Below are 17,251 nucleotides of genomic sequence, written 5' to 3'. Positions count from 1 at the left end.
AAAACAGGCTGCTATTTTAATCTAAAACGTTTCTCGTTACACTGAATATAACTAATGGTCTTTATAAAAAAAAATGATGAACAAAGAACTGAATGTTCCGATTATCGGTGTGATGCATTCTCCTTTTAAAGAAAAATTTGGTATTCCTCGTCAACCAAATTTAGTAAATTCAATATCTTACATTGAAATGTTCGCACCCTATGATGATTTAAATGCCTTTGTTGGATTAGAGCAATTTAGTCATATCTGGCTAATATGGCAATTTCATGAAAATAAGAGAACCAATCAGAAAGACAATTTTCAACCACTGATTCGTCCTCCGAGGCTGGGTGGGAATAAGAAAATGGGGGTTTTTGCCAGCCGTAGTATGTATCGACCTTCAACAATGGGCCTATCAGTGGTGAAGTTTTTAAGTGTTCAGCGAGAAAATAAATATACTCGAGTTTATGTTTCTGGTGCAGATCTTTTGCATGGCACTCCGATTATTGATATTAAACCGTATCTTGCTTATGTTGAAGCAATTCCTGAAGCGATCAGTGGTTATGCACAACATCAACCAGAGATTTTAATGGTCAGTTGGTCTGATTCTGCACAATCTGAATTGACGAAACTGTTACAAGAACATGCGATTAATGCTGAAACACTTCAGACTTTAGAAGCTATCTTGGCACAAAACCCCAAACCCGCTTATCAACAAAAAGAAGAAAAGGTTTACGGTTTATCTTATGCAAATTTTAATATTAAGTTTCATATAGCAATGGACAAAGTCATTATTTTGTCATTACAAAAGACTTAGTTAAGAAGGATGGATAAATTTGGTATAAACTATAGATCTAGTTTAGGGGTGAACAGGCAAACTTATGCAACAACGTATGACAATATATGGAAAAATTGATTTACACTGGTGTTTAAAGCAATTGCAGCAGGATCAAAAAATTACAGAAAAAGATACCAATTTAGTTTTGACTACCACACGTAACAAAACCCAGTTATCTTGGCATCCATTACAATGGATTGCGTATTTTAATCTTTCGGAACACCAGCATCCTGATAGAAAACTGACCTTGAATCGTTTATGTCAATGGTTGGCAAAATTAGTAAATCTACCATATTTCGTTATTGATCCACTTAAAGCTGATGTTGCCCGCTTAACCGAAGTGATGTCCCATGAATTTGCCCTACGTAACCGAATTTTAGCTGTAGAAGTGCAGGCAGATCGAGTGGTTATCGGAACGGATCAACCATTTGATCTGGAATGGAAAAATAATTTAAGCCATTCCATGAAAAAACAACAGATAGAAATTGTTTTACTTAATCCTGAGCAACTAAGCCGTTATTTACAGGAGTATTATCAGGTAAGTCGTGCAGTACATGCTGCACAGGGATTAGGTGCATTTAAGACTGATAAAAGTGTCGAAGCATTACTACAATTGGGAGAAGTATCTCAAAATCCTGATGCAAATGATCAGCATATTGTAAAGATTGTAGACTGGATATTACAGTTTGCTTTTGAACAGCGTGCCAGTGATATTCATTTAGAGCCAAGGAAAGACTTAGGTAAGGTACGTTTTCGGATTGATGGTGTATTGCATAATATTTATGATATGCCAACCAATATTATGACGGCAGTGATTGCGCGAATTAAAATCCTCGGGCGTATGAATGTTGCTGAAAAGCGTAAACCACAAGATGGGCGATTAAAAACCAGAACACCTAAAGGCATGGAAACAGAATTGCGTTTATCCACATTACCAACAGCTTTTGGTGAAAAATTGGTAATGCGAATTTTCGATCCTGAAGTACTAGTACGTTCTTTTGCTCAGTTGGGTTTCAGTGGACAATTATTGGAAACATGGAAAACGCTTACGCAAAGTACGCACGGCATTATTCTGGTCACAGGACCGACCGGATCAGGAAAAACGACAACACTTTATTCGACATTGAAACAATTGGCAACTGATGCAGTCAATGTATGCACTATTGAAGATCCAATCGAAATGCTGGAATCCAGTTTTAATCAGATGCAAATTAATACTTCGATTGATTTGGGTTTTGCTGAAGGAATTAAAGCATTAATGCGTCAGGATCCTGATATTATCATGGTTGGAGAAATTCGTGATCAGGACACAGCAGATATGGCCATTCAAGCTGCATTAACAGGTCATTTGGTGTTATCAACTCTGCATACCAATGATGCACCTTCCAGTTTAACTCGTTTAACTGATCTGGGGGTACAACCATTTTTGTCTGCGGCCACAATTCTTGGTGTATTGGCGCAACGCTTAGTACGTACACTGTGTCCTCATTGTAAACAATCGGTAAACACTGATATTCAACAATGGAAAAAACTTACTGCGCCGTGGAATAGTAGTATACCACAGCAGGTTTATCGGGCTGTAGGCTGTGAACAATGTCGTCATACGGGATATAAAGGACGAATAGGTTTATATGAAATGATGCCAACCAGTCAGGAATTAAAACATTTACTTGGGCAGAAGGCCAGCTTAGATCAGATTCGTCAGCAAGCATATCAGGAAGGATTGCAACCTTTAAGATTGTCGGGTGCGAAACGTATTGCAGATGGTCTAACCAGCTTTGAGGAAGTACTTAGAGTGGTACCAATTTAAAGGAATAAGTGAAAAATTTATGCGATCTGAGCTGATCGCATAAATATAATTCCCACGTGTTCTATTTTATTTGAGCTGGTTTAAAATTATTTGGTTAAAATTAGGCGATTATTGCGAGTCAAGCGTAAACGATATTCTTCACCAGCATGTAGAATTCGAATTTCACGACCTAATGCAAACAGATTGCTTGAATGTAACATTGGTAAACTATGTTGAGTTTCGGTATTGCGAGTGAATAAAGTGAATGGTGCGTTCATTGTTGTCTGGCTCCGTGGTATTTACTTAACGAAATAAATGATAATAATTATCGAATACATCTGTCAATTATTTTCATCATTTTTTTTGTGAGTTTTATGATGATTTTTTTTGATCATATATGAATATTTTACATAGGATTTAGATCATGTCGAAAAAAGTACAGGTTGCGATTGCGCTTATTTTAAATCAGGGCAAAGTTTTGGTTGGCTGGCGTGATGAACATTTACATCAAGGTGGATGTTATGAATTTCCTGGTGGAAAAATTGAAGTAGATGAATCGGTACAGCAAGCATTACAGCGGGAAGTTATGGAGGAAGTGGGTATTGAAATTGATGTGAACCGCCAGTTTGCACATTTTAGCTTTGCTTATGCGGACAAAACCGTAGAATTATACTTTTATCGTTGTATTGCTCGCACTACAATTCTTGAGAATCAACATTGGCAATGGATTGGACTGGATCAAGTTTTAACATTACCATTTCCTGCGGCAAATTTACCTGTTTTGCGACAATTACATTGGTCAAGAGAGTTGGCCATTGCAATAAACGATATTCACCTGACACAGTGCAAAACGGATTTATGTTATTTACGTGAAGATTTGGATGCTGTTCGGGCGCGTTTACATCAAAATGATTCTTTGCGTTATATTGTCAATATTGAGGTGTATCAGCAACTCAGTATAGAAATGCAGCAACAGATCTTTGCCATTCATTTAAAATCTTCTCAACTTCATCAAACTTATAATGAAAAATTGCTTCAGAATAAAAATTTAATTGCTGCCTGTCATCATGTGCAGGATATTGCTCAGGCAGAAAAACTTGGTTGTGATGCAATTTTATTAAGTCCGATTCAAGCAACTTTGACCCATCCAGATCATGCTCCAATAGGCTGGCAAAAATTTTCTGTACTGGCTCAATCTACATATTTACCTGTATATGCATTGGGTGGTATACAACGACAGCAATTAGACGATGCTATACGATATGGGGCTTATGGTGTTGCTGGTATTGGTGATTTTTGGAATAAATAAACATTTGAATGAAAAAAAAGAATGCGTACTGCTGAGCATTCTTTTTTAAGCTGTATTAAAAAAATTAATAACGATTGATGTTTTGTTGTGCCTGTTGAATCAGCGCATTATTATTACGGATTTGTGCTGACTGAAGAATTTGTTGCCACAATTGCTTACGTTGCGTGTTGTTCTGTGCAAAAGTTAGACCTTTACGCGCCATTGCTTCAGCATTAGCGCCTTGTTGTCTGAGGTTTGCCAATCGTGCCAATTCACGATATACATCTGCTGATTGGGGTGCAATGCGCTGTGCCTGAATCAGATTATTTTCTGCTGCTGATAATCGATTATTGCGTAAATTAACAAGATAATCGCTCATTAACTTTTGATACGCCGCAACCCCACGACCATCTTTCAACTGTTGTTTAGGTTGTGGTTTGGGTGCTGGTAAGATTACTCGTGGTGGTGATTGGGTGGAGGGTTGCTGTACAGGAATAGATGGTAAAGGTTTCGATTCACGGCGGATACCATCATCAGGGTAAGGTGCAGTTTTTACCTTCTGCTCAGGTTCAGCTTTTTGTTCAGATTTTGGTTGTTCTATCTGTCCTGAAGTTTGTGGAGGTAACGATTGACAACCAGCCAGCATTGTTCCCATGATTAAAAAAAATGCATAGCGGTTGAGAAACTGGTTCTGCTTATTATTGCGCATTATATCCTCCTTGAGAAATGATATCCGGCTGGTTGGCCTGAGATGAATTTGAATCACTGTCCCTAATCCAGTGCTCAATCGTATCAGGGGTAGATTGTTCAGAATCATTGCTGACATCGGCACTACTTGGTTCAACTTGATAATATGGTAGGGCACATGCAGTTGCCTGACGTGGAATGTTATTGATAGATAATGGAATATACAAAGCACCGCTACAATTGGTCGCAGATAGTAATCCACTTGCTGAATCGATCCATTGCCATTGAACAGTATCTGGTATCGGCATGTCATTTGGCGTATTTTTGAGTTGTTTCATAACATTGGTCCATACTGGTAAAGCACCTGTAGAGCCGGTAAGACCAATAGGTTTGTTATTGTCTTCGCCTAACCAGACAACTGCCAGATAATTGCCACTATAGCCGGCAAACCATGAATCTCTTGCATCGTTGGTTGTGCCTGATTTTCCTGCCAGATTTAAGTTGCGAGGCAGACCACTATAAGCTGCTCGACCTGTACCAGCACTCATTACTTGCTGTAAGCCATAATTGACTAAGTAGGCTGTAGATGGATCAATGGTATTTTGTACCTGCAAACTGTAACGTTGCAAGAGATGTCCATTAGCATCAACAACTGAGCGAATAGTACGTACAGGATAATTGAAGCCACCTGTGGCAAAGTTTTGATAAACTCGCAAAATATCAATTGGTGCAAGATTAACCGCACCTAATAGAGCTGAAGGATAATCAGGAATTTGTTCTGGTACACCCAGACGTTTCAAATTATTGATGAAGGTTGGCATACCAGCTTCCCAGCCTAAACGTACTGTTGCAAGGTTAAAGGAGTTGGCCAGTGCTGTTTGCATTGGTATGATACCATGTTCATTACCACTATAATTTTTTGGCGTCCAGGCTTTCTGTCCTGGAGCGGTAATGGTAATTGCACTATCTTGAATCGGTGAAGCCCAGTTATAACGACCAGATTGTAATGCCTGCATATATACTACAGGCTTTAACAGTGAGCCCACTTGCCGTTTCGCATCAATAACACGGTTAAATCCAGTAAAGTTACCAGTACTGCCCAGTGCTGCAATGATTTCACCATTTTCTGGGTGTGACACAATGACTGCACCTTGTAGATTTTCCAGTGTACGAGGATTACGTTTAATTAATTGATTAACTGTGCTGTTAAAACTATTTTGAATTCGGGTTTGTGCCACAGGATCCAGTGTGGTGAAAATCCGCAAACCTTGATTTTCAAGATCAGATTCTTGATATTCCTGTTTTAATTGTCGTCTGACCAGATCCATAAAATCAGGGAAACGTACAGCCGTTAGGCCAGGTTTATTCATAACGCCGAGTGGACGTGCTTTTTCCCGTTGGTATTCTTCCTGAGAAAGTTTGCCTGTTTCCAGCATATTGTGTAATACTACATTACGACGTTGAATCGCACGATCAGGATTTTTCCAAGGATTATAATAAGAAGGGCCATTGACCAAACCGACCAGAAAGGCCAGTTGAGAGGTATTTAATTCCCTCAAAGGCTGACCAAAATAAAATTGTGCTGCAAGACCATAGCCATTAACAGAATAATTGCCATTTTGGCCAAGATTGACTTCATTTAAATAGGATTCAAGAATTTCATTTTTGCTGTAATGCAATTCGACTAAAATTGCCATTAATGCTTCATTGGCTTTACGTTTATAAGTACGTTCTGGCGTTAAAAAGAAATTTTTGACTAATTGTTGCGTCAGAGTAGAGCCACCTTGACGTTTACCACCAGTGATATTACTTAAAATTGCTCGCGCGGTTCCACGTAATGAAATACCATAGTGTTGATAAAAGTCACGATCTTCTGTTGCAATTAATGCATCAAGTAAAGGTTGAGGTACATTTTGTAGCTTGATCAGGACACGATCTTCATTATGTTGTGGATAAATTCCACCAATTAATAAAGGTTCTAACCGTAAAACACCTGTTGTTGAAGGTTGAGTCGTGCGAATATTATTGATTTGTTGATTGGCTGAAAAATTCAGTTCAATGACGCGTTCAGGCTCAGTGCTATCACCGAAATCAAAACCACGGGTATGGATAAACAATTGCTGGCCTTTATCTTCAAAAGTACCTGATTTGTTATAACTATTGGCAGATTGATAACCCAGTAATCTTAGTTCGGCAATAATGTCAGTTTTATTGCTATCTGATTGTGCATAAAGTTCTAGCGGGCGAGCATACACTTTGGCCGGAATATCCCAGCGTTGACCGTCAAACTTTTTACGTACAATATTGTCTAACTTGACTAGGTAAATACCTAAACCGATAAAAGCTATCAAGATCAAAATTAAAATGCTAAAAGCAATTAAACCTATACCACGTTGTTTTTGCATTGATGATCGTCATAAATCAAAAAATAAATTGGCTCAATAATGCGATAGCTATATGTAATATGCAATGACTGTAAGCTTGATAATTGGCATAAAAAACAATAATTACACACTTTTTTAGCAAAATTAGAACTTTCAAATGCTCTGCCAATTGGTGAAAAATCGGGGAGATGATATGATGAAATCCTGATTTCACCGGAGTGAATTGGGTGCATTATCATTTTTCAAAGTCATTTCAAAATATTGGACTCATTGGCCGTCCAGGAAAAGCAAGTGTTGTTGAAACATTAAAAATTATCTATCAGTTTTTACTGGAACGGGGACTTCGCCCGATTTTTGATCAGGAAACCGCAGATTTAGGCCCTTTCGATAATGTACAGATCAGTAGTCGGGCACATTTGGGGCAAATGACAGATCTTGTGGTAGTGGTTGGTGGGGATGGTTCCTTGTTACATGCAGCTCGGGCGTTGGCCAAATATAATGTCCCGGTCGTGGGAGTTAATCGTGGGCGACTTGGATTTTTAACCGATATTTCTCCTATTGATGTGCTCAATAAATTAGGCCAAGTCCTTGATGGAGATTTTATTGCAGATCAGAGATTTTTGCTGGAAACAGAAATACGCTCACAAGGACAGGTGATATATCAGGATATTGCCCTGAATGATATTGTATTGCACTCTGGAAAATCAGTTCACATGATTGATTTTGAGTTAAATATTGATGGAACTTATGTTTATCGGCAGCATAGCGATGGTTTAATTATTTCATCACCAACAGGCTCAACGGCCTATGCCTTATCTGGCGGTGGGCCAATTGTACATCCTAATATGGATGCGATTATTTTGGTGCCTATGCATCCACATAATATTTCATCCCGTCCGATTGTAGTGGGGGGGCAAAGTGAAATTAAGATTTTGATTCGCGATAATCAGATTTTACCAATGGTCAGTCCGGATGGACAAAACAGTGTGACATTACAGGTGGGTGACTGGTTACATATTCGTAAACACCCTTTTAAATTAACCTTACTCCATCCACCTGGTTACGATTTTTATGCCGCATGTCGCACGAAATTACGCTGGAATCAGGATTTTGACAGTACATCTGATGAGCAAAATTAGGAAATAATTAATGAATATTGAGCAAATTTTAAAAACATTAACCCCTGAAATTGTGGCAAAGTTGAAAACAGCAGTCGAGATTGGTAAATGGGATAATGGTGTGGCATTAACTCAAGAGCAACGTGAGATCTGTATGCAGGCAGTTTTAATCTGGGAACACAAACATCTGCCGGAAGCTGAGCGAACAGGCTATATAGATCGTGGAACCAAAGAAGAAGATGAACATTGTGATTCTCACGATCCCCAGCAAGATGAAGAGTTTAAGCCGATTCGTTTCCATTAAATCGGGTCAGCCAGAGTTGATAGGCTAGCTGTTGTGCGGCTTCATAGCTTTGGCTGATTTGCATGGTCATTAGGGCAATTGCAAGTGTTTCAGTAATCGCTTGATTGCCATAATCATGTGTTGCTTGACCTAACCAGACTGCTTTAAAAAAGTCTAGATCAAAAACTTCTTCTCCTACAGAACGATCCGGATTAAGTTTTGGTAACTCCTGTTCATAGCATTTGCCATTTTTAATGCCACAAATAAGTGTCTTGGCATCAGGATTGCGCTCAAATTCGCCTCCTTCACCCTTAATTACTGCACTATTCTGATAACCTAACCGATATGCTGCCTGTTGGTGAGATTGCCGATAAGCAGGGTGAAAAATTGCTTGTAGTGTTGCTTTGGCATCATAAGGATTAATCAAACGGGATAGGGTATGGACAGGTGAGCGTAATCCAAGAATTTGACGATACTGGATTAATTCATTTAATACTGGCGACAGCAGTTCCAATGGAATAAATGCAAAATTTTGCTGTTGTAGATGTTGCGGAATATCCTGAATATCCTGACAGGACTGAAAATCTAAATGTAATAATGCCTGTTCGGTATAAAGTCGGTTAATGGTATGTCCAGCAACACCATGCATAACGACTTTATAGCCATGCTGTGCCAAGGTGAGTGCAGAAAGCAAAAACCATGGATAATGTTTACGTTTACCTGCATAACTTGACCAGTCAAGATCAACTTGAAAAGGTAGTGCTGGAAGGTTTAGTTGATTTTTAGTGGCTTGTACAAAACCTGCAAGTTCGTCTACAGATTCTTCCTTGACACGTAACAACATTAAAAATGCACCGATTTGTACATCCAGCACGTCACCTTTTAAAATCATGGTAAAGGCCTGATAGGCTTCATCGTAGGTCAAAGATCGGCTACCGGTTTTACCTTTTCCTAATATGCGTACATATTGGGCAAAGGGGTGCTCTTCCAAAGCATAAAAATTACGTTTTGTGGTGGGTTTTATGGTATTCATAGGCATAGATAGAATAAGATTTAATTTATTCTATGCCAAAATAGCAGTAGACGGAAACTATCAAAGTATTTCTGAAAAAATTAATCCCTATCAGGTAATAGAGGAATTTCTGCACCATAATCAAAGCGTTCTTTCCAATTACATACATCTGCAACGACACATTCACCACATTTTGGTTTGCGTGCAGTACAGCAATAGCGACCATGTAGAATTAACCAGTGGTGGGCATCCAGTATAAATTCTTTGGGAATCACTTTGAGTAAGCGTTGTTCTACTTCAAGTACATCTTTGCCTTTAGCTAAACCAGTACGGTTACCCACACGAAATATATGAGTATCCACGGCCATAGTGGGTTGTCCAAAAGCAGTATTTAATACCACATTAGCTGTTTTACGTCCCACGCCGGGTAAGGCTTCTAAATCTTTACGCTGGTCAGGAACCTGTCCGTCAAACTTTTCTAGCAAAATTTGACAGGTTTTAATGACATTTTCCGCTTTTGAATTATATAAACCAATGGTTTTAATATAAGTTTTTAATCTTTCTACGCCTAATGCATATATGCTTTTCGCATCTGGCGCATCAATAAATAGCTGTCGGGTCGCTTTATTGACACTTACATCAGTTGCCTGTGCCGAGAGTAAAACAGCAATCAATAATTGAAATGGCGACTCGTAATTTAATTCGGTTTTAGGGTGTGGCCGCTGTTCTCTTAAACGCTCAAAGAAGATCTGAATTTGTGCTTTGGTCATCGCTTTGGTCATTTCAGGCTTCCATTAATTGGTGTAAACGTTGTTCAAGTTCGGCTAATTGCTGTGCTTTTGTATTATCAGCTCGCATACTGATTTGTTTTTGTAATTTTTTAATTTGTGTACGAAGTTTTGCCAATTCAATGGTAGTTTTTGCATCTTGTATTGGTTTTTTTGCGATTTCAGATGTAGGTGGTGGCGCTACTGTATTGCCAATAATTGCTTCTAATTGCGCTTTTGATGTACCTGCACGAGTAACGGGATGCGCATTGGTACGCTGTTCCTGACGTGATTGTTCTCTTAGTAAATGTGCTTTATATCGGTTTCGTAGGCTATTTTGTTCTGTGATACGTTGTGCTGGATGAGGTAGGGGCGAAAGATCTGGTACCAGATCAATACAATCTACAGGACAAGGTTCCAGACAAAGTTCACAACCTGTACATAAATCAGTCAAAATAGTATGCATCATTTTGCCACTGCCTATAATGGCATCTACAGGACAGGCGGCAATACATTTGGTACAACCAATGCATTCATCTTCCTTAATGACGGCCTTAATTCGTTGTGGACGTCCATCTGCCTGAACATCCCATACACTGGGCTCTGCGGGTAAATGTTCGCGGCCAAGTAGGTTGGCAATTGCATCGGCAACAGGTTGTCCTCCCGGTACACATTTATTGGCAGATTCACCCGCTGCAATTGCTTGAGCATAAGGCAAACAGCCGGCACGGTGTCCACATAAACCACACTGGGTCTGTGGAAGCAGTTGGTCAATTTGGTAAATGAGGGATTGCAGTGGCGATGACATAGGCTGGTGCAAAAAATAATAGGCTAAAATTGAAAAATATTGATAAATGAACACACCGATCAATTAAAACTGATTATAGCAAATTCATCAGGGAAAAAGTGAAATGCTTTTTTTTATTTAAATTAATAAGTTAAGTAACAATGTAACATTTAAAAATGATAATTATTTTTAAATAAAATGTAAAATTATTGTGCAATAGGTAAAAAATGTATTAAATAAGGGCGTTTTTATAATTAATTTGGTGCATTTTTGGCACCAAAATAAATCAAGGGACGACAACCAGGAGAGCAAAGACATTGAAATACGCCAATATCGAGGATTTTTTAAATTACGTTAAAGCACGCGATGCGTATCAACCAGAATTTTTACAAGCGGTTGAAGAAGTTATGGTGAGTTTATGGCCATTTTTGCAAAAACATCCTCAATATGCACAACAAGGTATTTTAGAGCGTTTGGTAGAACCAGAACGCGTGATTCAATTTCGTGTTGCTTGGGTAGATGATCAGGGGAAAACTCAGGTTAATCGTGCATTTCGTGTACAGTTTAATTCTGCCATTGGCCCATTTAAAGGCGGAATGCGTTTTCATCCATCAGTTAATTTATCTATTTTAAAATTTTTGGGTTTCGAACAAACTTTTAAAAATGCTTTAACAACATTGCCTATGGGTGGTGGGAAAGGTGGATCAGATTTTGATCCTAAGGGTAAATCTGATGCAGAAATTATGCGATTTTGTCAAGCATTAATGCTGGAATTATATCGTCATTTGGGCTCGGATACTGATATTCCAGCGGGTGATATTGGCGTTGGCGGTCGGGAAGTCGGTTATATGGCCGGTATGATGAAAAAATTAAGTAATGATACGTCTTCGGTATTTACTGGTAAAGGCTTGTCATTTGGTGGCAGCTTAATGCGACCGGAAGCAACCGGTTATGGTGTAGTGTATTTTGTAGAAGAGATGCTCAAAACACGCAATGATCAACTCAAAGATAAAGTGGTTGCAGTATCAGGTTCCGGAAATGTTGCACAATATGCTGCCAAAAAAGCCATTTCGTTGGGTGCAAAAGTCGTAACATTATCAGATTCGGGCGGTACAGTTTATTTTAAAGATGGCTTAAGTAAAGCATTATTATTGCAACTCATGACATTTAAAAATGAGCAACGAGGCCGAATTGAACAGTTTGCCAAGCAACATGATTTAGAGTTCTTTAAGGGTAAAACGCCCTGGCATATTCCAGTGGATATTGCATTACCTTGTGCGACCCAAAATGAGTTAGATGCTGATGATGCGGAACAACTGCTAAAAAATGGTGTGATTTGTGTCGCAGAAGGTGCAAATATGCCTTCTACATTGCAAGCGGTGGAAAAATTTATTGCTGCAAAAATTCTTTATGCTCCGGGTAAAGCCTCAAATGCAGGTGGTGTAGCCACATCAGGACTGGAAATGTCACAAAATGCTTTACGCTTAGGCTGGACACATGCAGAGGTCGATGTACGTTTACATGACATCATGAAAGACATTCATCAAAATTGTGTGCGTTGGGGTAAAAAAGATGATGGTACAATTAATTATGTTGATGGTGCCAATATTGCAGGATTTGTAAAAGTTGCCGATGCTATGCTGGCACAAGGTATATTCTAAAAATATTAATTTTTCCAATCAGATGTACAGGTGCAAACACGTGTACATCTTTTTTTAGTTTAGAGGTTTTACATACCGGCCATGTAGAAAATAATATAGAAACAGGCATAATGCTGCACCGATACCGCTATACAAATACATTTGTGCATAATCCATATAATTTAATAGACAACCTAGAAAAAATGGCCCAAAACCTAATCCAATATTGATTGCAATTAAAAATGTGGATGTAGCAAGTCCAATATGTTCAATATCTGTACTTTGTATTGCAATGGTCTGAGCAATGGATTGAATATTACCAAAACCAAATCCCAATAATGCTGCACATAATAATAATACTGTTGATGATTGCGTAAATGACAATAACAAAAGTGACAAGGCTAAAGTCACAAGTGCAGGATACATCACAATATTTTCACCTTTTTGATCCATCAGTTTTCCGGTAAATGGCCGGGAAAGAAAAATACTTAACGAATAAATGACAAAAAATAATGAGCCTGCATAATCCAATCGGAGTTGTTGTGCATAAAAATTAATAAAAGTTAAAACTCCTGAGTAACAGATAGCACTTAGCAAAGCAACTATGGAAATTGGTATGGCTTTTAATTCAATCATTTGACTAAGCCATGACGCTGTCTGTATTGAAGTGTGATTGGATTGAGTTGGAAATGATAGATAAAAGCTCAGCATAAAACATATCACAGAGGTCACTATGCAAAAGATAAAAATTGAATCAAAAGAGGCATGTATACTTAAATAAATTGCTAACAATGGGCCAATAGCAGTACCTACAGTATTACTTAAACTGAAATAACCGATGCCTTCGCCACGACGGGTGATCGGAATAATTTGGGCAATCATGGTACTAATCACTGTACTGGCAAATCCATAACTTAAACCATGAATAAAACGAATGAACATGAGCCAATCAAGCGTCGGATTCAAATAATACAACATCGCACTGCCACAAAATCCGATAAATCCCAAATACATAGTATTTTTTTGCCCAATTTTTTGAATAATCAAATGTAAAAAAAATCGACCAACCAATGTACCAATAATGAAAAGTCCAGATACTAACCCTGCTTGAGCAGTGCTAGCATTTAGAATATGAATTGCATAGCTTGCCATCACCACGACCAGCATGTAAAACACCATAATCATTAAAAAATTAATCAAGCCGGATAAAAGAAAATCTTTAGTCCATAAACGAGTGTCACTCATTGTGCTGATTCCTGATCTTGCAGATTTTTTAAAAAAACTTGTAATACTTGTTTGGTGAGATTGAGCGCATCCGGATCAATTTGAGTGAGATGGGTTTTCTCAATCGTATCAATTTGCTGTTTACAATATTCAAAAAGCTTTATGCCATGTGGGCTTAAACTAACAATTTTTTCTCGTCGATTATTGGAGGGAATAAACGTAATACATTGTTTTTGCTCTAATTCAAAAATCCTTTTACTGATTGCAGGCTGTGAAATATGCAATTGTTGTGCAATATCGATCAAAGTGCATTGTTGATATTGATCAATCACAAATAATACTTGCCATAATGAATAATTAAGTTGTTGTGTATGTAGATATTCATTAATTTGCTCAGTCAACAATCGTGCACTTTTAAGCAATAACGTACGAAATGAATAGATTGATTGCATATTTTGGCCTGATAATTAATTATATTAATAGTTAACTATGATTGCAAAAAATGCGATTTGGCAAGTCTATAATTGAATCGCGGATAAGGATATTGTATGTCTATCAAACTTTATGATTAGAGTATCAAATACATTGAATTAGAGTTTCGTTGCAAATTTAAAACATAGTGTTGTCAGGATTATGCAATATTTAATGTGCAATTCATCTAGAATTATTTCACATCAAATAGATATTTAAAGTCGAGGACAATGATGAACACTTTAAAAACTTTATCTTTGGGATTATTGGTTGCCACTACATCTGGTTTAGCATTAGCAGCACCAGTAGATTATAAAATTGATCCAACACATACAGCAACCGTATTTTCATGGAATCACTTTGGTTTTTCTACACCAAGCGCAAACTTTTCTGATATTCAGGGTGTAATTAAAGTCGATGAACAAAATCCTGCAAAATCTGCTGTAGAAGTTACTATCCCCGTAAGTAGTGTGAATACCAATGTTAAAGCTCTAGACAGTGAATTTCAGCAAGAAGGCTGGTTTAATGCAGCAAAATATCCAAACATTACTTTTAAGAGTACCAAAGTTGAAACCAAGGATAAAAAACACTTTAAAATCTATGGTAACTTGACTGTCAAAGGTGTGTCTAAACCTGTTGTATTAAATGCAACTTTAAATAACAAGGGTTTACATCCAATGACTAAATTGCCAACCGTTGGCTTTAATGCAACGACATCATTTAATCGTTCTGCGTTTGGTATCGGAAACTATGTTCCCAATGTTGGTGACAAAATCACTGTAAATATCACAACTGAAGCTTCTACAGCAAAATAAAAGTTTCAGGTTAAACTCATCCCTGATGATCGTGTCATGAGGGATGATAAGTCACTTAACTACTTAAAATAATTTCATAACCAGAGTATTTTCGGATATTAATTACACCGGTATCCATGATTAGATATTGTCCTTTAATACCTTGTAACTTACCCTGAATTTTTGCTGTTTTATCCAGATTGTGACTGCTAATTTTTTGCGGATAGACATTTACCGGATAAATAAATTCATGTGGTGTTTCATCCAGAAATTGAAAATCTTCTTCAGGGAATTCATTGGATAAACTTGCCAGTTCAAAATGGAATTGATCCAGAAGATTATTTTTTTCATCGATAAGATCCAGAGGGGCAGCTTCACCTTTGAGCAGTTTGCGCCAATCGGTTTTATCCGAAATCATCTCAGCCAATAATATTTCTACATGACCAGATAGGCGGCGTGAACCAACCTTTAAAATTGGTAAGGCTTGTGTTGCACCTTGATCTAACCATCGTGTTGGCATATTGACAATACGGGTAATGCCAACTTTTAATGCACTGGAATTGGCCAAATACACAATATGTGGTTGAAAACAAATATTTTGTGCAAAACTTTCTTCTCGACACGTTCCTAGGTGGTAATGACAGGTTTCTGGTTTTAGAATGCACATATCACATTCGGCTTTTGTTTTAAAACATTTAAAGCAATGACCTTGTGAATAGGATTTTGGAGTTTTTGCCCCACATGAAACGCAGAAAATTCGACCAGTCCATTCAAGTTGGATGGTTTCGCCAATTAAATGCATCAAATCAGTATTGAATTGATCCAAAACAAATTTATACTCAACATGGCTAGGAAGAGTGGCGTTCGTTTGTATATCAGCAGGCGTCGTGTGCGCCTGCATTTTATGACAAATGCCTTTGTATTCCATTGCTTTGCTCGACATTAAGGATTTCAGATATGGCTGATTTTGATTTTATTCCACTTCTATTGCAATTACTCGCAGAGGAGAAAAAAGTAACGTCAGCCATTACGATAGACATCACACCGCAATCACACTGGGATGGACAGTGGCAATATTGTAACTTAACGGAAGTGCTAAGTCTGCCTTTTACCCAGCGTTACGATTTGGCATTGGTTAATTTGGTCAAGGCTGATCATATTCAAGGACAAAACCAGATCAGCATCAATAATGCACTGGTTCGCTTACGTGATTTGTTTGCCAAAAAAATTATTGTGTTTGCACATCCTCAATTAGAAAAACAACTTCGAGCATTGGGTTTTAATCAACTTTTACAAAATATGCCTGAAAATAACCCTGTACAGATCTGGCAGTTTAATATTTTGACCTATAAACATGTACCTGACTGGTTTAATTCAAAATTTTGGGCAAATCCAGAAAATTGGGATAAATTTAGATGGTAATACGGTAATTGTGCTGTTTTCTTGTTATTTAACCGCTTCAAACCTTGTATAGATTGAATAATTAACGTTATATAGATGACTAAATTGATATTTATCGGGGTTTAAAATGACAAATCTTTCTGATTTGGTAGAAAGCTTGGCAAAACAGGCATTAGGTGGTCAAAATAATCAGCAAGGTAATCAAAGCCAGTCTGGGTTGGGTGGAATTTTAGGTTCAGTATTAGGTCAGCTTGGTAATCAGGGTGGACAAAATCAAAATGCCCAGTCAGGTTTAGGTGGTATATTAGGTTCTGTATTGGGTTCTTTGGGACAAGGTAATACAAAACAAACCAATACCGGTTCAGGCAGTTCGGCATTGCTCATTGCCGTATTACCTTTGATATTGGGCTGGATTCAACAACAAGGCGGTTTACAGGGTGCATTGGATAAACTAAAACAAGCAGGTTTAGCTGATCAGGTGCAATCATGGGTAAACCCTGACCATGCAAATAATGCCAATGTGGCTGAGCAACAATTACAATCTTTGTTCGATGATGCTCAAGTGGAGCAAGTTGCTGATCAGGCAAATACCACTAAAGAATCTATTTATTCTGCAATTGCATCTGCCTTGCCACAAATTATCGATTCTTTAACACCAAAAGGTGAGCAGACCAATACACAGGAAGCCAACAATGATATTCAGAATTTATTGGCTAATTTTTTAAAACGTTAAACAAGAAACAGCCTGCTTCATGAAGCAGGCTGTTTGATATGATTAAGATCCATTGA

General features: G+C 37.9%; 18 protein-coding genes. 9 read left to right on the top strand and 9 right to left on the bottom strand.

Features of this window, described 5'->3' with window-relative positions:
- Window positions 1-76: 76 nt before the first annotated feature.
- Both tsaA and F4V57_RS03045 read left to right on the top strand, forming a co-directional pair.
- On the top strand, window positions 77-796 hold the full coding sequence (gene tsaA, locus F4V57_RS03050; protein ID WP_070068914.1) for a tRNA (N6-threonylcarbamoyladenosine(37)-N6)-methyltransferase TrmO: 720 nt from the start codon (window positions 77-79) through the stop codon (window positions 794-796).
- Window positions 797-872: 76 nt separating this feature from the next.
- Window positions 873-2,627: a GspE/PulE family protein gene (locus F4V57_RS03045; RefSeq protein ID WP_070068913.1), complete on the top strand. Its 1,755-nt coding sequence runs from the start codon at window positions 873-875 to the stop codon at window positions 2,625-2,627.
- Between the two features lie 86 nt (window positions 2,628-2,713).
- Here F4V57_RS03045 and hemP read toward each other — a convergent pair whose 3' ends face one another.
- Window positions 2,714-2,884 (bottom strand): hemin uptake protein HemP, encoded by a 171-nt coding sequence (hemP, locus tag F4V57_RS03040; RefSeq protein WP_070068878.1) that lies wholly within the window; start codon window positions 2,882-2,884, stop codon window positions 2,714-2,716.
- A 146-nt stretch (window positions 2,885-3,030) separates the two neighbouring features.
- Here hemP and F4V57_RS03035 point away from each other — a divergent pair, with 146 nt between their 5' ends.
- Window positions 3,031-3,915 (top strand): thiamine phosphate synthase, encoded by an 885-nt coding sequence (locus F4V57_RS03035; RefSeq protein WP_070068877.1) that lies wholly within the window; start codon window positions 3,031-3,033, stop codon window positions 3,913-3,915.
- A gap of 64 nt (window positions 3,916-3,979) precedes the next feature.
- On the opposite strand, the gene F4V57_RS03030 is transcribed toward F4V57_RS03035, so the two are convergent.
- On the bottom strand, window positions 3,980-4,603 hold the full coding sequence (locus tag F4V57_RS03030) for a hypothetical protein (RefSeq protein ID WP_070068876.1): 624 nt from the start codon (window positions 4,601-4,603) through the stop codon (window positions 3,980-3,982).
- Window positions 4,593-6,986 (bottom strand): penicillin-binding protein 1B, encoded by a 2,394-nt coding sequence (mrcB, locus tag F4V57_RS03025; RefSeq protein WP_070068875.1) that lies wholly within the window; start codon window positions 6,984-6,986, stop codon window positions 4,593-4,595. The genes F4V57_RS03030 and mrcB overlap by 11 nt, the downstream gene beginning before the upstream one ends.
- 206 nt (window positions 6,987-7,192) lie before the next feature.
- Here mrcB and F4V57_RS03020 point away from each other — a divergent pair, with 206 nt between their 5' ends.
- Window positions 7,193-8,104 (top strand): NAD(+) kinase, encoded by a 912-nt coding sequence (locus tag F4V57_RS03020; protein WP_070068874.1) that lies wholly within the window; start codon window positions 7,193-7,195, stop codon window positions 8,102-8,104.
- Window positions 8,105-8,114: 10 nt separating this feature from the next.
- Entirely contained in the window at window positions 8,115-8,387 is a 273-nt protein-coding gene (locus tag F4V57_RS03015; RefSeq protein ID WP_070068873.1) for a YeaC family protein, read from the top strand.
- Here F4V57_RS03015 and F4V57_RS03010 read toward each other — a convergent pair.
- The 3 genes from F4V57_RS03010 to F4V57_RS03000 all read right to left on the bottom strand — a co-directional run bounded on the left by F4V57_RS03010 (window position 8,365) and on the right by F4V57_RS03000 (window position 10,953).
- Complete coding sequence (locus F4V57_RS03010; protein ID WP_070068872.1) at window positions 8,365-9,405, bottom strand: glycosyl transferase family protein; 1,041 nt, start codon at window positions 9,403-9,405, stop codon at window positions 8,365-8,367. The two genes, F4V57_RS03015 and F4V57_RS03010, sit on opposite strands and share 23 nt — an antisense overlap.
- A gap of 74 nt (window positions 9,406-9,479) precedes the next feature.
- Window positions 9,480-10,160 (bottom strand): endonuclease III, encoded by a 681-nt coding sequence (gene nth / locus F4V57_RS03005; RefSeq protein ID WP_070068871.1) that lies wholly within the window; start codon window positions 10,158-10,160, stop codon window positions 9,480-9,482.
- Window position 10,161: 1 nt separating this feature from the next.
- Window positions 10,162-10,953 (bottom strand): RnfABCDGE type electron transport complex subunit B, encoded by a 792-nt coding sequence (locus tag F4V57_RS03000; protein WP_070068870.1) that lies wholly within the window; start codon window positions 10,951-10,953, stop codon window positions 10,162-10,164.
- Window positions 10,954-11,189: 236 nt separating this feature from the next.
- Between F4V57_RS03000 and gdhA the strand changes: the two genes are divergently transcribed.
- Window positions 11,190-12,593 (top strand): NADP-specific glutamate dehydrogenase, encoded by a 1,404-nt coding sequence (gene gdhA / locus F4V57_RS02995; protein WP_406564509.1) that lies wholly within the window; start codon window positions 11,190-11,192, stop codon window positions 12,591-12,593.
- A gap of 54 nt (window positions 12,594-12,647) precedes the next feature.
- Here gdhA and F4V57_RS02990 read toward each other — a convergent pair whose 3' ends face one another.
- Together F4V57_RS02990 and F4V57_RS02985 are read right to left on the bottom strand one after the other, a co-directional pair.
- Entirely contained in the window at window positions 12,648-13,817 is a 1,170-nt protein-coding gene (locus tag F4V57_RS02990; protein ID WP_070068868.1) for an MFS transporter, read from the bottom strand.
- Window positions 13,814-14,248 (bottom strand): MarR family winged helix-turn-helix transcriptional regulator, encoded by a 435-nt coding sequence (locus F4V57_RS02985; protein ID WP_070068867.1) that lies wholly within the window; start codon window positions 14,246-14,248, stop codon window positions 13,814-13,816. Before F4V57_RS02985 ends, F4V57_RS02990 begins: the two co-directional genes overlap by 4 nt.
- Window positions 14,249-14,500: 252 nt before the next feature.
- Between F4V57_RS02985 and F4V57_RS02980 the strand changes: the two genes are divergently transcribed.
- A complete protein-coding gene (locus F4V57_RS02980; RefSeq protein ID WP_070068866.1) occupies window positions 14,501-15,082 on the top strand; it encodes a YceI family protein in 582 nt (193 codons plus the stop codon).
- 55 nt (window positions 15,083-15,137) lie between these two features.
- Here F4V57_RS02980 and F4V57_RS02975 read toward each other — a convergent pair whose 3' ends face one another.
- The gene (locus F4V57_RS02975) at window positions 15,138-15,989 is read right to left on the bottom strand and encodes a DUF2797 domain-containing protein (RefSeq protein WP_070068912.1); all 852 of its coding nucleotides are present in this window, start codon (window positions 15,987-15,989) and stop codon (window positions 15,138-15,140) included.
- Window positions 15,990-16,018: 29 nt separating this feature from the next.
- Between F4V57_RS02975 and F4V57_RS02970 the strand changes: the two genes are divergently transcribed.
- Complete coding sequence (locus tag F4V57_RS02970) at window positions 16,019-16,483, top strand: DUF6231 family protein (protein WP_070068865.1); 465 nt, start codon at window positions 16,019-16,021, stop codon at window positions 16,481-16,483.
- 106 nt (window positions 16,484-16,589) lie between these two features.
- A complete protein-coding gene (locus F4V57_RS02965) occupies window positions 16,590-17,195 on the top strand; it encodes a YidB family protein (RefSeq protein WP_070068864.1) in 606 nt (201 codons plus the stop codon).
- The last annotated feature ends 56 nt before the right edge of the window (window positions 17,196-17,251 follow it).

It is taken from the genome of Acinetobacter qingfengensis (genome assembly GCF_008693185.1).
Lineage (GTDB): Bacteria > Pseudomonadota > Gammaproteobacteria > Pseudomonadales > Moraxellaceae > Acinetobacter > Acinetobacter qingfengensis.
Note: the sequence above shows the minus strand (reverse complement) of the source record. Positions and strands in the feature narration are given on the sequence as shown.